Source organism: Ruegeria sp. HKCCA6707 (assembly GCF_013033515.1).
Lineage (GTDB): Bacteria > Pseudomonadota > Alphaproteobacteria > Rhodobacterales > Rhodobacteraceae > Ruegeria.
In genome coordinates this window covers 108,092-123,008 of sequence record NZ_WQEG01000005.1, presented here as the reverse complement: position 1 = coordinate 123,008, position 14,917 = coordinate 108,092, and the positions used below count along the sequence as shown (strand labels likewise).

14 protein-coding genes are annotated in these 14,917 nt (G+C 58.4%); 5 read left to right on the top strand and 9 right to left on the bottom strand.

The features are described 5' to 3' along the window. Positions 1-17: 17 nt before the first annotated feature. Complete coding sequence (locus GOW40_RS13455; RefSeq protein ID WP_171130783.1) at positions 18-470, top strand: Rrf2 family transcriptional regulator; 453 nt, start codon at positions 18-20, stop codon at positions 468-470. On the opposite strand, the gene GOW40_RS13450 is transcribed toward GOW40_RS13455, so the two are convergent. Next, positions 467-2,995, bottom strand: a complete 2,529-nt coding sequence (locus GOW40_RS13450; RefSeq protein ID WP_171231051.1) for an ABC transporter permease — start codon at positions 2,993-2,995, stop codon at positions 467-469. The two genes, GOW40_RS13455 and GOW40_RS13450, sit on opposite strands and share 4 nt — an antisense overlap. Continuing rightward, positions 2,992-3,687 (bottom strand): ABC transporter ATP-binding protein, encoded by a 696-nt coding sequence (locus GOW40_RS13445; protein WP_171130779.1) that lies wholly within the window; start codon positions 3,685-3,687, stop codon positions 2,992-2,994. Before GOW40_RS13445 ends, GOW40_RS13450 begins: the two co-directional genes overlap by 4 nt. Positions 3,688-3,729: 42 nt before the next feature. Here GOW40_RS13445 and GOW40_RS13440 point away from each other — a divergent pair, with 42 nt between their 5' ends. Then, positions 3,730-4,374, top strand: a complete 645-nt coding sequence (locus GOW40_RS13440; RefSeq protein ID WP_171130777.1) for an arylesterase — start codon at positions 3,730-3,732, stop codon at positions 4,372-4,374. Here GOW40_RS13440 and GOW40_RS13435 read toward each other — a convergent pair. The 5 genes from GOW40_RS13435 to GOW40_RS13415 all read right to left on the bottom strand — a co-directional run bounded on the left by GOW40_RS13435 (position 4,371) and on the right by GOW40_RS13415 (position 9,700). Next, positions 4,371-4,928: a L,D-transpeptidase gene (locus GOW40_RS13435; RefSeq protein ID WP_171101092.1), complete on the bottom strand. Its 558-nt coding sequence runs from the start codon at positions 4,926-4,928 to the stop codon at positions 4,371-4,373. The genes GOW40_RS13440 and GOW40_RS13435 overlap by 4 nt on opposite strands. Positions 4,929-5,081: 153 nt before the next feature. After that, the gene (locus tag GOW40_RS13430; protein ID WP_170378838.1) at positions 5,082-5,288 is read right to left on the bottom strand and encodes a cold-shock protein; all 207 of its coding nucleotides are present in this window, start codon (positions 5,286-5,288) and stop codon (positions 5,082-5,084) included. Positions 5,289-5,480: 192 nt separating this feature from the next. Continuing rightward, positions 5,481-6,185: a hypothetical protein gene (locus GOW40_RS13425; protein WP_171231050.1), complete on the bottom strand. Its 705-nt coding sequence runs from the start codon at positions 6,183-6,185 to the stop codon at positions 5,481-5,483. Positions 6,186-6,684: 499 nt separating this feature from the next. Further along, the gene (gene ettA / locus GOW40_RS13420) at positions 6,685-8,340 is read right to left on the bottom strand and encodes an energy-dependent translational throttle protein EttA (RefSeq protein WP_171130773.1); all 1,656 of its coding nucleotides are present in this window, start codon (positions 8,338-8,340) and stop codon (positions 6,685-6,687) included. 76 nt (positions 8,341-8,416) lie between these two features. Continuing rightward, positions 8,417-9,700, bottom strand: a complete 1,284-nt coding sequence (locus GOW40_RS13415; RefSeq protein ID WP_171231049.1) for a reverse transcriptase family protein — start codon at positions 9,698-9,700, stop codon at positions 8,417-8,419. A gap of 442 nt (positions 9,701-10,142) precedes the next feature. Between GOW40_RS13415 and GOW40_RS22460 the strand changes: the two genes are divergently transcribed. The 3 genes from GOW40_RS22460 (at position 10,143) to dacB (ending at position 12,589) form a co-directional block, all read left to right on the top strand. Further along, positions 10,143-10,391 carry an MOSC domain-containing protein gene (locus GOW40_RS22460; RefSeq protein WP_371731849.1) on the top strand — a complete coding sequence of 83 codons (249 nt, stop codon included), beginning with the start codon at positions 10,143-10,145 and terminating at the stop codon, positions 10,389-10,391. 32 nt (positions 10,392-10,423) lie between these two features. Next, complete coding sequence (locus GOW40_RS13405) at positions 10,424-11,044, top strand: nicotinate-nucleotide adenylyltransferase (protein WP_171130769.1); 621 nt, start codon at positions 10,424-10,426, stop codon at positions 11,042-11,044. A gap of 66 nt (positions 11,045-11,110) precedes the next feature. Next, positions 11,111-12,589, top strand: coding sequence for a D-alanyl-D-alanine carboxypeptidase/D-alanyl-D-alanine-endopeptidase (dacB, locus tag GOW40_RS13400; protein ID WP_171130767.1), 1,479 nt, complete (start codon positions 11,111-11,113; stop codon positions 12,587-12,589). An 18-nt stretch (positions 12,590-12,607) separates the two neighbouring features. Here the strand turns inward: dacB and GOW40_RS13395 are convergent, their stop codons facing one another. After that, positions 12,608-13,030, bottom strand: coding sequence for a tellurite resistance TerB family protein (locus GOW40_RS13395; protein ID WP_171101105.1), 423 nt, complete (start codon positions 13,028-13,030; stop codon positions 12,608-12,610). A gap of 93 nt (positions 13,031-13,123) precedes the next feature. Continuing rightward, a complete protein-coding gene (locus tag GOW40_RS13390; protein WP_171130765.1) occupies positions 13,124-14,875 on the bottom strand; it encodes an adenylate/guanylate cyclase domain-containing protein in 1,752 nt (583 codons plus the stop codon). Positions 14,876-14,917: the final 42 nt, after the last annotated feature.

Genomic DNA, 14,917 nt, shown 5'->3' with positions numbered 1-14,917 from the left:
AAAACCGGGAGGGCCTCATGCGGATTACTAAACGGACCAATATCGCTGTGCGTTTGCTGATGTATTGTGCGGCGCATCCAGGCCGATTGGTGACAAAATCCGAGATTGCAGAGGTCTGTAGTGTCTCGGAGAACCATCTGGCTCAGGTTATCAATCAGCTGGCGCAGTTAGGGTATCTTGCCACGCAGCGCGGCCGGAATGGTGGCATGACCTTGGCCAAAGCTGCGGATCAAATCCGGATTGGGGCTGTGTTTCGCGACGTAGAAGGTGAGCTGCCGATTGCTGAGTGCTTTGCAGATGCGGACAATACTTGCCCATTGACTGCCGCGTGCCGATTGCGCCTTGCGCTGCAAGATGCGGCGCAGGCTTTTTACGCATCGCTAGACCGCATTACGCTGGATGCGCTGGTTTGTGACAACGCGCCTTTATTGAAGATCTTGCAACCTTTGGCCTGCGCCCACAGCGCTTAGTCGCTGGCCCGCAGAATACGCGCCGGGCGGACCGACAGAGGGCGCAGGGCGAAGCCAAGACCTGCTGCCAGCGTGACCGCGATACCTGCGAAAATGATCCCCAAAGCCGAAGGCCAGATGACGGCATAGTCAACCTCGAAGATAAAGCGCGCAACCGCCCATCCCCCGAGGATTCCGGTGGTCAGTGCGACGCATCCGGCGGCTGTTCCCAGTAACACCGCCCGTAGCGCGAAGCTGGCGAGGATTTGGCGTCTGTTCGCGCCGAGGGTTTTCAGGATCGAAGCTTCGTAGCGTCGCGCAGGTTCACCGGCTGCTGCGGCTCCGATCAGAACCAAAAACCCTGTCATGATGGATACCCCTGCGCCATAGGATGTTGCTGCAGCCAGACCAGCGAGCAGGTTTGAGACACGGTCGATTGCGTCCCGGACACGGATCGCTGTGATATTGGGGTACTGACCGGTCAAATCGCTGAGGATCGCTGCCTCGGCCTGTTCTTCTGCATAGACAGTGGCGATGAAGCTGTGTGGCGCCCCGGCCAAAGCGGCCGGGTTCATGGACATGACAAAGCCCATGCCTGCGGTCGAAAAGTCAACCTCGCGCAATGATGTAATCTCGGCGATGATATCGCGGCCCAGGATGTTAACGGTCAGCTCGTCACCGGGTTCGAGCCCCATTTCTTCGGCCTCTTCTGCCGCGAAGCTTATCTGTGGCGCGCCGTCGTAATTCTCGGGCCACCATGCGCCTCGGGTGATGCGCGCGGTTTCGGGCGGGTTTTCGGAATAGGTCACTCCACGGTCGCCATCCAGAACCCAATGGTCACCGGCGACGTCGCGCGCCGGGGCACCGTTGATCTGGGTGATCACGCCGCGCAGCATTGGGGCGCTTTCCAGCCGCGTGACCGCGGGATCACTGTCGAGGCGCGCGGTAAAGCCGGGCATCTGGTCTTTCTGGATGTCGACGAAAAAGAACGACGGTGCAACGTCTGGCAGATTGCCCGTGATCGCATTGCGTAAGGTGCCATCGATCTGGCCCACGGCGGCCAGAACCGAAAGCCCAAGGCCAAGAGATAGAACAACGGACGCGGCCCCTTCACGGGCATCGGAAATGGCGGACAGCGCCCAACGCAACGCAGGCCAACCGCGCGCCAGAGGGGCGGCGCGACGCGCCAGCCACCGGATCGCAACGGCGGCCAGGGACAACAGCAACAGCGCACCAGCCAAGCCGCCTGCTGTCCATAGGGTCAAACGGGGCGAGCCGCTGAACCAAGCGGCTGCGGCAATCAGCACAGCCAACCCAAGCGCTGTGGCTGCCAGATAGGGCAGGCGCGGCAGGCCGCGTGTGGTGGTCAACGCATCCCGAAACAGGGTCGCGGCCCGTACCTCTTCGGTTCGTGCCAAAGGCCAGAGGGTGAAGAGGAACGCGGTAAGCAAGCCGTAAAGCGCGGCCTCGCCCAAAGGGCCGACATAGAGCGCAAAGACCGCAGGGACGGGGAGTTGGCTTTCAATGATGGGGGCCAGCATCAACGGGATGCCACTCCCCAGCACAAGCCCGACAACAATGCCGACAACCGACAGGATGCCAATCTGGATCATATAGGTCTGGAATACCGTGGCACGGTCGGCGCCCAAAGTGCGCAGGGTCGCAATTGTCTCGGTCTTTTGCATCAGATAAGCACGCACAGCGGCGGACACGCCGATGCCGCCTACGGCAAGGCCAGAAAGACCAACCAGAACCAGGAACGCGCTGAGACGGGTGACAAACTCGGTAATCCCCGGGGCACCGTTGCGCGCGTCGGTCCAACGCATTCCGGTGCCGTCAAAGCTTAGTTCTGCGTCGCGCGAAACCTGGGCAAGATCCGCGTCGCTAGGCAGATCAAGGCGGTATTTGGTCGAGAACAGGGTGCCCGCAGATAACAGGCCTGAGTTTTGCAGGTCGGTCGTGCGCACCAGAGTGCGGGGCCCAAGTGCAAACCCGTCAGCAGCCCCATCCGGTTCGTGGATCAGGGCTGCAGAAAGCACAAAGCTTTGGGTGCCTAGCGCAAACCTGTCGCCGACCGATAATTGCAGCTGTGCGATAAGCGTCGGATCCATGACCGCACCGGGCAGGCCATCCGCGCCGTCCAGTGCATCGGCCAACGAAATGTTGGGCTCCAAGACCGGTACACCGATCAGCGGATAGGCGTCATCGACCGATTTGACCTGCGTAAGCGCGCGTTTTGGTGCTCCGTCCGGGTCTTTCACCGCCATAGAACGGAAGTCGACCACCTCGGACACCGTTTGCGCGTTTGTCGTCATCCAGGCGCGTTCTTCGTCCGTTGCATGGCGATAGGTGAATTCCAGCTCGGCATCGCCGCCGAGTAGAGCAGCGCCCTCTTGGGCCAACCCGGTTTGTATCGCCTGCCGGACCGAGCCTACTGCAGCGATGGCGGCGACACCCAGGGCAAGGCAGGCCAGAAACACACGAAACCCCAGCAGGCCGCCCCGCAGCTCGCGCCGTGCCAGCCTGCTGGCCTGTTTCAGGCTCATTCAGCGGCCTCATTCAAGGCGTCTTCCGAGATCTTACCATCGCGCAGCCGGATCACTCGATCGCATTTTTGCGCCAGGCTGTGACTGTGGGTGACAAGCACCAAGGTCGCGCCATGGCGGTCGCGCAGGCCGAACAAGAGATCGACGATGGCCTGTCCGTTGGCGGCGTCGAGATTGCCCGTCGGCTCGTCGGCCAGCAATATCTTTGGTCTTGGGGCAGACGCACGCGCCAGCGCCACACGTTGTTGCTCTCCACCCGATAGCTGTGCGGGGTAGTGGTCTCGGCGGTGGGCAAGGCCAACCGCATCCAACTCGGCCTCGGCGCGGGCAAAGGCGTCGGTGTGCCCCGCCAGTTCTAATGGGGTTGCCACGTTTTCCAGCGCGGTCATCGTCGGGATCAGGTGGAAGTTCTGAAACACCACGCCCATCGCGTCACGGCGAAAGCGGGCGAGTGCGTCTTCGGACATTGACGTCAGATCTTGCCCCAACGCGGTAATCGTTCCACTTGTCGCCTGCTCCAAGCCGCCCATCAACATCAAGAGCGAGGATTTGCCCGAACCGGATGGCCCGATCAGGCCTACGGAGTCTCCATGGTTAACGGTCAGTGAGATATCGCGTAGAATATCCACGCGCCCGGCATTGCCATCCAGGGACAGTGATGCATTTTGAAGGGCAAGTACAGGTTCGGTCATGGTCGGTCCGGAAAGGAGAGCGATAATGTGGGATATGGCGCGATGCAGCTGATACGCAAGGTCTTGGTGTCATTCATTTTCGTCCTGTGTGGTCTTGCTGCCAAAGCGGAAACCATTGTTGTTGCCGCTTTGGGCGATTCCCTGACCCAAGGTTATGGGCTGCCGATTCAGCACGGTTTTGTGCCGCAGATGGAACGCTGGCTGCTGGCGCAGGGGGCGAATGTGCGCCTGATCAACGCAGGCGTGTCGGGGGATACCACAGCCGGAGGAGCTGTGCGGGTGGATTGGACGCTGACGCCAGAGGTGGACGCGATGATCGTGGCTTTGGGCGGGAATGATCTGCTGCGGGGGCTTGATCCCGAATACGCGCGTTTGAACCTGGGCAAGATCCTCAAGGCCGCGCGCGCTGCTGATGTCGAGGTCCTGTTGGTGGGGCTGGAAGCTCCGGCAAACTACGGGGCCGCATACAAGCGCGCCTTCGACGGGATATACCCAGAACTGGCGAAGGCCTTCGGCACGCTATACGCGCCGAATTTTTTTCAGGGTTTCCCGAACGGGCAGGATTTACAGGCCGCGCGCCATCTGATGCAAAGCGACGGCATTCACCCAAATACAAGCGGCGTCACCCAGATCGTCGAGGGGCTGGGCCCGCACGTGCTGGAGCTTGTGGCCAAGGCCCAAGATTAGACTACGGTGACAACCGTACCCAGTGGAACACGCTGATAAAGGTCGATCACATGCTCGTTCAGCATACGAATACATCCGTTTGACGCAGCGTGCCCAATCGTCTGCGGCTGTGTCGTGCCATGGATTCGGAAATAGGTGTCGACCCCATTCTGGAACAGATAGAGCGCGCGCGCGCCAAGAGGGTTGTCGCTGCCACCGGGTTGAACATAGTCATTGTCCTTGAAACGGGCGTAGGTGATCGGCTCACGTTCGATCATCTCTTGTGTGGGTCGCCAGGTCGGCCACTCTTTCTTGACGTCGATCGTGGCGGATCCGGTGAACTCTAACCCGGCCCGTCCAACACCGCACCCGTACCGGATCGCCTTGCGCGGTTCGGTCACGAAATACAGATAGAATGAGCGCGGAACGACAAGCAATTGCCCCGGCAGGAACTGCTTTTTGATGCGAACAAATTGCGGTGTCGGGTCGTATTCGACGGCCTTCTTTGCCTGAGCGAATGTGGGCAGAAGGCTGGAACTCGCCGTCGCGGCAAGGAACGTGCGGCGCGTGAACATGGCAGGCCTCATCAATTAACCATTACAATCAAAACTTTACCGAAAGTATGATAGCACAATTGGTCAATTTTAGGGCGTATTCAAATTTCACATGTTCTTTCTGACATGTGTTGCCGGTGCAAAGGGCAGGGAAAGACCCTGCCCTTTCAGAGCTTATGCAAGCTCGATATTGTCCGCGCTTTCGCGGCCATCACGGCCCGAGCGCAGCTCGTACGTGACTTTTTGGTTGTCGGCCAGTCCGGTCAGACCCGAACGTTCGACGGCCGAGATGTGGACGAAGATGTCTTTGCCGCCGTCTTCGGGCGCGATAAAGCCGTAGCCTTTGGTGGTGTTAAACCATTTAACGGTGCCTGCGGGCATATCCGTTGTCTCCTGATTGATGCTGCCCACGGGGTTGCGGCAGCCTGGCGTCGTCGGTCTGGATCGAGTGACTGAGCGCCGTGATAGGAGACAGTAGGTCGAAATAGAAAAACGTAAGCCCCATTGGTATGTCACTCCGAATGGTCTGACGCAAGAGTAGCTTATGAACGCCCCAGCAAATTTCCGCAGGCTTCAGGAGGGTAGTTTGCTGACCAAACCTTTGTATTGCGGCCCGGCCACGAAGCACTTGGGAAGCTGGTTGATCAGCGCATCAATCGGCCCATAAAGTCGCTCGGCCGCTTGTCTGAGATCCGATGGGATGTCCTTGGCGACGCGCGCGCGTCTGGGCGGGGCCTTGAAGGCGATCCCGGTGAAGTCCGAGATCGTCTCTTCATGATCCCACAGTGCATCATAGTGAACGCATAGGACGGGCACCTGTTCGAAGATGGCCCATTCCTTGACCTGACGCGCCTGTTGCAGCACATCGCGTTCGAACAACTCGTCAAAGCTGCCGGTGGCCTGAAGATGCTCAAAATGTTCCGTAACCCATTCGTCGCCATACCGCGACTTGGCGGAATAGACCGATAGCGCGGAATCCTGCGTGTCGCCAAAGCAGAACACCGCCCGCGTGGTCTCGGGCCAGGCGCCAAGGGCTGCGGGGAAATCATGCGTCTTGAACAGGCAGGGTGCTGAGTGTTCCGCATGGGCCAGCCGAGGCACAAACCGTGCCCGTTTCACGGGCCGAGGGTCGGTCTTGTTCAGACCTTCCATCAAGGCCGAATAGGTCAACGTGCTGCCCGCGCGCCCATTGCTGGCCACAATCACCCGATGCCTCAGACGCCGTTCCGGCTGAATCTGAGAGCGCACAAGCGCAACCTTCTTCTGCGCGCTGCGCATCCAACGGGTTGAACACTTTTTTAGGGTTCCACTCATCGCGAGAATGTCTTGTGTTTAATCGGTTGCCGCCCCGTTTTGGGAACGTATCTCGTTAATACTATATGGAAGAGTGGCGGGGTGCCACCTCAAAACGGGTTGGGGTTGGGCGGGACCGATGAGGTGCGTCTTTTTTGTTCAGATCACTTGAACATGCTTTGGTGAGACTCCCGCCCGATTGGTCGTATTCACTGGCTAACGGTGACGCGCGTGCTGGTTGGGTAATCTCGGGTGGATTGGTGGAAGAAGACACACGCGGAAAACCCGTCCTACGCTTGTAGCCACGGTTAATGCTAAACTGTAGTTGAAAGGGCAGACAGAAGACCGCCCAGCGTTACAAGAATATTTCGAGTATCGTTAGCAAGTGTGCAAAAGATGCCAAGCTTGCACTCAAAGCTACGGAGCGCGAACGCACCCGCTATGCGGACGCTGCCTCGCGCCCGTCCGAAAATCGCGTTGCGATTTATCGAACGAACTTCTTATGCTTCAACCGCTTGGGCTCCAGCGCGTCTGGTCCCAGACGGCGCTTTTTGTCCTCTTCGTAGTCCTCGAAGTTGCCCTCGAACCACTCCACATGGGCGTCGCCCTCAAATGCCAGGATATGCGTGCAGATCCGGTCGAGGAAGAAGCGGTCGTGGGAAATCACAACGGCGCAGCCTGCGAAATCGACAAGGGCGTCTTCCAGTGCACGCAGGGTTTCGACGTCCAGATCGTTGGTCGGTTCGTCGAGCAGCAGGACGTTGCCGCCTTCTTTCAGCAGGCGGGCCATGTGGACGCGGTTGCGTTCACCCCCTGACAGCAACGAGACCTTTTTCTGCTGGTCGCCGCCCTTGAAGTTGAACGACGAGCAATAGGCGCGGGAATTGACCTGGGCGTCACCCAGTTGGATGATCTCGGCGCCGCCGGTTATCGCCTCCCACACGGTGTCGTTGTCTTTCAGGTCGTCGCGGGACTGGTCCACGTAAGACAGCTGTACGGTGTCGCCCAGCGTGATGGTGCCGCTGTCGGGCTGTTCCTGTCCGGTGAGCATTTTGAACAGGGTCGATTTACCCGCACCGTTGGGGCCGATGACGCCGACGATGCCGCCGGGGGGCAGGGCGAAGTCCAGCCCTTCGATCAGTTGTTTGTCACCCATGTGTTTCGACAGGCCTTCGACCTCGATCACCTTGCCGCCAAGGCGCTGGCCGTTGGGGATCACGATCTGGGCGCGGGTCAGCTTTTCGCGCTCGGACTGTTCGGCCAGCTCGTTATAGGCGTTGATCCGGGCCTTGGATTTGGCCTGACGGGCTTTCTGGCCCTGGCGCATCCAGTCCAACTCGCGTTGCAGGGTTTTCTGCTTGGACTTGTCCTCGCGGGCTTCCTGCTCCAGCCGTTTGGCCTTTTGTTCCAGCCACGAGGAGTAGTTCCCCTCATACGGAATGCCACGGCCCCGGTCGAGTTCGAGAATCCAGCCGGTGATGTCGTCCAGGAAATAGCGGTCGTGGGTGACTATCAGGATGGTGCCTTTGTAGTCGATCAGGTGCTGTTGCAGCCAAGCGATGGTTTCGGCGTCCAAGTGGTTGGTCGGTTCGTCCAGCAGCAGCATGTCGGGCGCTTCCAACAGCAGCTTGCAGAGCGCCACGCGGCGTTTCTCACCGCCCGAGAGGTTGGCGATATTGGCATCGTCCGGCGGGCAGCGCAGCGCCTCCATCGAGACGTCGATCTGGCTGTCGAGATCCCAGAGATTCTGGCTGTCGATCTCATCTTGCAGCTTGGCCATCTCATCCGCGGTTTCGTCGGAATAGTTCATGGCCAGATCGTTATAGCGATCCAGGATGGCCTTTTTCTCGGCCACGCCCAGCATCACGTTTTCGCGGACGGTCAGGGATTCATCCAGCTGCGGTTCCTGCGGCAGATATCCGACCTTGGCGCCTTCGGCCGCCCAGGCCTCACCGGTGAAATCCTTGTCGAGCCCGGCCATGATCTTCATCAGGGTCGATTTACCCGCGCCGTTGACGCCGACAACACCGATTTTCACGCCGGGCAGAAAGCTCAGGTGGATGTTTTCAAAACACTTTTTGCCACCGGGATAGGTCTTTGAGACACCTTGCATGTGGTAGACATATTGATAGGCGGCCATGTCGCGTCCTCTGGGTCGGGGAAATTGAATTGGCCGGTGTGATAGCGGATGCGGTTGGTGGGGGCAATGGAGTTGGTCAGGTCAAAGACAATGCGTGTTCGAAGCGCTGGCGCAGCTTTGCACCCTTGTGTGGATTGACTTGTTCCACCCATGCGATTTGGCCGTCCAGATGTTGGAGTGTTTCCGGCTGGTCTTTGCCCTGCGACCTAAGGCGATGGATGCGTGCTTTGAGCCGGTCGAAGTCTTTGCGAGTGATGTTGACATGGTGATTGACGACGATCCCGGTCACGACCTGAGATCTATGGCTTGGCATGACGCGCGTTTTGTCTGGGTTGGTGGTGAACCCTTCGTCTCGGATGATATCCGGGACCGCGCTGCACAGGGTTCGCGCAATGTGGGTTTCACCGGAAAAGGTGAGATCGTCGGCATATCGCGTATAGGTCGCATCAAGGCTCTGTGCGAGCCCAGCAAGGCGTCGGTCCAGGTTAAAGCTGCACAGGTTTGCAAGTGCGGGCGATGTCGGTGCGCCTTGAGGAAGATGTCGGCGGCGCAGGTCGTGATGGCCAGTTCGCCCCAATTGGGCGCGAACATGTGCCGGGGTCACCAAGGTGACCAGGCCGGTCAGGTGTCGAGCGACGTCGGCGGGGTATCCCAAGCATCGAAACACGCCGAAGATACGTGGATAGGTGATGGATGTGAAGTAGTTCTTCAGGTCGAACGAGACCACCAAGGGTTCACCGCAATGACGCGCCGCAGCCTGAATGCAGGTTCGTTTTTGCACAAATCCAAAGGCGTGGGGACTGGCGGGAACCTGGTTCAGCATGGATCGCAGAACGCGTCTTTGCAGACGTTTGAGGACGGGCTTGGGTTCCTCGATCAGGCGCGATGTGCCGTCGCGTTTTGGAATGATATGGAACCGGTAGTGAGGTGCAAATGCATTCTTGGTTCGATTTGACAGCCCGTTCAGGTCGGCAAAGCGCACCAATTGGATCGGAGGGATTGCAAGCCATTCAGCCAGTTCATCGCAACTGGACAGGTCAGGCAGGTTGAGCGACTGAAAGATGTCGATGGGGGCAAAATTCTGAGGCGCGATCGGAAACGGCGCAACAAGCTTGCGGGGTTCAGCATATCGCGCAATCTGCCCCGTTTCAGGAAAGCTCGCCAATGCTTGAGCGATTGTCCTTGCGGATGGCGCATAGGGTTGCGGCAGGGCAGACACTACCCTGCGGGCCAAGCTTGGCGCCAGGTGTTGCAGTCTGGGTGGCAGGCGCTGCTGAAGGATCAGTTTTGTATCAAAATAGGTCCACTGCGCCTGAGAGAGTGAAGCCGCAAGGGACTGAATGGCTTGTTGTAAATGCATCTTTTTAATAGCTTTGGTCTGATCAGAACCGTCCCTCAACCATATCTCTGTTCGGCATGACCTGTCCTTGCCAACGGCAAGCCTGGGTCATGCGCCGAATGTATGCAGTCAGGTCGTAAGCCACGGGGAAACCCCGCAGAATGTGGTTGCCCACGGTCTTGAGGGGCGGCCTGACACGGGCAGATCAACAGAACTTGGTTTGGTCGTCAATCGGTTTGCAGTTGGAGTAGTAAATGTCGCTGTCAGAGCTTATCGCAGGTTGTGCACAGCCGGGTCGTATCGAATGGATCGGTCTGCGGCCCCAGCGCCGGGCCGGGATGCAGGTTGTGGAGGCCGCGATGATTCTGACCGATGGGATCGAGGGCGACCGGGCGCGTGCGGGCAAACGGGCAGTGACGTTGATCCAGCGAGTGCAATTGGCGGGTATTTGGGGCGAGGAGCGGTGGCACCCGATGTGTTGCGGCGCAATCTGGTGGTCTCGGGGATCAATCTGTCGGCGCTTAAGGGGCGAGAGGTGCAGGTGGGACAAGCGGTATTGCGGTTCACCGGCATTTGCGCGCCGTGCAGCCGGATGGAGGAGGCGTTGGGCGAGGGCGGGTATTCTACGGTGCGCGGACATGGCGGCTGGTGTGCTGAGGTTCTGAAGCCAGGGCAGGCCCGGTTAGGTGATCCGGTTCAACCAGTTGATTGACAAGCCGCAAGAGTTCTGAACATCAGCGGGGGATGGAACGATTTGACATCCCATACGCCGCACCCGGGCAGGTCATCGGGCTGTTCGGAGGATCCTTTGACCCGCCGCATCGCGGACATGTGCATGTCACGCTTGAGGCGATGAAAGCATTTGGGCTTGACCGCGTCTGGTGGCTCGTATCGCCTGGAAACCCCCTGAAGCAAAGGGGGCCTGCACCACTTTCGCAGCGATTGCGCGCTGCAAAGGAAGTGATGCAGCACCCTGATGTAGAGGTCACTGATATCGAAGCCCTGACCAGGACGCGGGCAACGGCGGATACCCTGGCCGCGCTGCGCAAGCTATACCCACAGGTAAAGTTCGTGTGGTTGATGGGGGCCGATAATCTGGCGCAGTTCCACAAGTGGAAGGATTGGCGGCTGATCATGGACAGCGTGCCCGTTGGCGTCGTGGCGCGCCCCGGGGATCGGATTTCGGCCCGTATGTCGCCTGCAGCGCGGGTCTATGCGAAATACCGGGTGGATGGGCAGGCGCGCCACCTGCTGGGCCGTGCCGAAGCCCCCGCCTGGTGTTTTGTAAACGTTCCGATGATCAACTTGAGTTCAACGGATCTTCGCAATCGCGGCATCTGGCAGGATGGAGTGTTGCCGGAATAGCCCCCTTTCGCTGATATTGAATTTCGACTGTTGTCTGAGATTCAGCGCTGGGATTTTAATCTCTTCATGGTTCAACATCTGTCACGCCGATTATTTCTAACCGGGCTTGGGTCGATGGCGATCTCTGCTCCGGCTCTTGCCGACGCGCCGCTTGTGTCATTGCGGCCGGTTTTGCGAGGCGCGCAGCCTTCGGGTGCAGAGCGGATTGTGCAGGCGGCGGGGTTGAAAGGGGAAGTGGTATTTGCGGTGGCCGACGTCTCGACCGGTCTTCAACTTGAAGAAATGGGTGGCGACATGGGTCTGCCTCCGGCCAGCGTTGCCAAGGCGCTGACTGCGCTATACGCACTTGACGTTTTGGGGGCGGACCATCGGTTTGAAACTCGGCTGCTGGCGACCGGAGCCATTGAAAATGGTATTCTCAACGGTGACCTTATCCTTGTCGGCGGTGGTGATCCTTTGCTGGACACTGATGACCTGGCCAAAATGGCCACTGCTCTGCGCGAGGCGGGTATTACTGAGGTTCGCGGTGCCCTTAAGGTCTATGTTGGGGCTTTGCCCTATGTCTTCAGCATCGATCCTGAACAGCCGGATCATGTCGGGTATAGCCCATCGATCAGCGGGATTTCACTGAACTTCAACAGAGTACATTTTGAGTGGAAACGCAGCGGTAGTACATATGCGGTGACCATGGATGCGCGCAGTGCCAAGTACCGCCCGGATGTGGACATGGCGACGATGCGCGTCGAGCCTCGGAAAACACCAATCTACACCTACAGCCGCAGCGCACGACAGGACCGATGGAGCGTCGCACGCGCGGCTTTGGGTGCGGAAGGTGCGCGCTGGTTACCCGTTCGAAAGCCAGGTCGGTATGCTGGCGATGTTTTCCGCACTTTGGCTCGGGCGAACGGTATTGTTCTGAAAGACGCGCAAATCACGCGTGAAATGCCCAGCGGCAAGGTTCTCGTGGTTCATCAAAGTGATCCGCTTGAGAGCATTCTGAGGGGAATGCTGAAATACTCGACCAATATCACTGCCGAAATGGTTGGCATGGCGGCTTCGATTAAACGCGGCGCCGATATTCGAAACTTGCAGGGTTCGGCGCAGGAGATGAACCGTTGGGCGGCTGAGACCTATGGTGTCGACCGGATCGCAATGGTTGATCATTCGGGTCTTGGTGATATGTCGCGGATGGCCCCGGGAGACCTGGTCGCTGCTTTGGTCATAGCACGGAAAACCGGAGCTTTGCGACCGTTGCTGAAGCCATTTGCTTTGACGGATCGTCAGGGGCGCGTGGTGCGGGATCATCCGATCAAGGTGGATGCCAAAACCGGGACGTTGAACTTTGTGTCGGGTCTTGGAGGGTTTTTGACCACTGCGGGTGGCTCGGAACTGGCCTTTGCCATATTCACGGCCGATGTCGAACATCGCGCCACAATCCCACGATCGCAACGCGAACGCCCCAGCGGAGCGCGCAGTTGGAACAGTCGGTCGCGAAAGATGCAACGGGCTTTGATCGAGCGGTGGGGCGCTTTGTACGGTAGCTAGAGTTCGTGCGCGGGCGGATCAGACGACGTGACGCGCGCGGGCGCCACGCTCGATAGCGGCGGCGTGCAGGCGATCGACGTTCAACTCGTAACGGATTTCTTCCAGCAATCGCAATTCTGTCTCGGCCAAAGATCCGTCTGCGGCTGCCACATCGCATGCCAAAGCATATGCTGTTTCATTCAAACGGTCGGGCAAATTCTCGCGGATCAATCCGAACAGAGCGTCCAACCCGTCTTCTTGTTCGAACAGATCAAACACGATCTGCGACACGCGACGTGTGCGGTCTATGTCGTAATCCGCAAAAACCGGTAGCAGGTTCACGGCTGCTTCGATCTTGACCAGTTCTGCGGTTCGAATTTTCTCATCCGAGACAGAAACGGCGACCATGATTGCCACAAGGCAGTCTTGCGGGGACAAGGAGTGAGTGTTCTGTTCGGGCATAGTGCTGGTCCTGCATCCAAATTTTGCATCCGCACGATATGGGGCGGCGCTGGCAGGTTCAACAGCTTGTTTTCGTTTGCGACCTTTCGCCTGTCAGAACGGCAGGCCAGCGTCCCTAAACGAGGATTCGATCACCCGGCGTGTGTGCTCCGTTTCGATCAGCTTGATGAAGTTCCAGTTCGACAGACGGAACTGTGGAAACCCTGCCGTCAAATCCTGTAGGGTCATGCTGGCTTTGTCTGCTTGGCCGGTCGTATGATAGCAGGCCGCAGCCCAGCACAAAGCAGGCGGTCCTACCGGTCCACCCCGGGAGACATTCTGTTCATATGCGGCAAGTGCGGCGTGATGGTTTCCTGCCATGAAATTTGCGTGGGCAATCACGTTCAAATAGGGCCCGTTCACGAAATTCGGGCTTAAACGGAACGCAGCTTCGGCAGCGTCAACCGCAGCGGCGAAGTTCCCACGCATTCCGTTGACAATGGCAGAAAACACATGGGCGTCCGCATCGCCGGGCAGCAGCAAAAGACCTTTTTCTGCAGCTTGTTGCGCTTCGTCAAACCTGCGTTGCGCAAGCAAGGCCAGGCTGAGGACGGTTTGCGACCACCCAAACTCGGGGTCAAGCGATATGGCCTTATATGCCAGAGCTTCGGCGCGCAGGCCAATCGGTTGCGGATCCTCATGTCCCCACAAGGCGCCAAACCCAACAATCCAAGCCTGACCGGCATAGCCGCCGGCAAAGTCGGGGGCTTTCTGGACGGTTTGTTTAAACAATTCGTTGGCAGCGGCCATACGGGCCGGGATTGGCGGGTAGGGCGTTGATTTTGCCTTCACGAACAGCTCGTAGGCATCAATATCAGTGGTGTGAATTGTACCCAGCCGTTTGGTTTCAGACTTTGACAGCTTTACGGACATAGCGTCGACCACGGCGTTGCAAACCAGATCCTGCAACTCGAAAACCTCATCCAGAGTTCCGTCATAGCGATCTGCCCAAACGTGGCCGCCTGTTTTGGCATCGATCAACTGGACATTGATTCTCACCCGTTGACCAAGCTTGCGCACACTGCCCTCGATCACATTTGCCACCCCAAGTCGCCGACCAATGGTCGGAATGTCGATGGCTTGCCCTTTGAAGACAAATGTCGAGTTGCGCGCGACAACAAACAGGCCTGAGATTTTTGACAGGTCGGTAATGAGATCTTCGGTCAGCCCGTCAGCGAAATAGTCTTGCTCGCCATCGCTGGACATGTTGTCGAAGGGCAGCACCGCGACCGAAGGAAGATCCGGTAAGTTCAACTCGGGGTCTTTGGCGGGCAGGGTTTTTCCGTTTTCCCAATGCCAAACGCGAATGGGGCGGTTCATGTTCTTGACGGTATGCTCGCCCCCGTCGGCCCATGTGACGTCAACCTTGTCCCGAACCTGACGATAGGCTTCGTCTGAAAGACTGATGCCTCCGGATTGGGCCAACGGTTCGATACGCGCGGCGATATTGACGCCGTCGCCGAAAATATCGCCGTCGTCGATCACAATATCTCCCAGGTGGATGCCAATCCGAAGCGCGATACTTTTGTCATTCAGACGCTCGCCCTCGGCGCCTGACAATTTGTTTTGAAGCGCAATTCCTGCTTCGACACTGTCGACGACCGAAGGGAAATCTATCAGAAACCCATCACCCATTGTTTTGACGATCCGTCCGGAATGGCTTTGTACAATCGGTTCGATCAGATCGTTTTTGAGCGCCCGAACAGCGTTGATGGTTCCGGTTTCGTCTTCGGCCATCATGGCGGAATACCCGACGACATCCGCAGCAAAGATCGAAGTGAGTTTTCTTTGATACTGGTCCGACATTTTCCAGACCCTATCCCCCCTATGGTTTATCACCTAATGAAA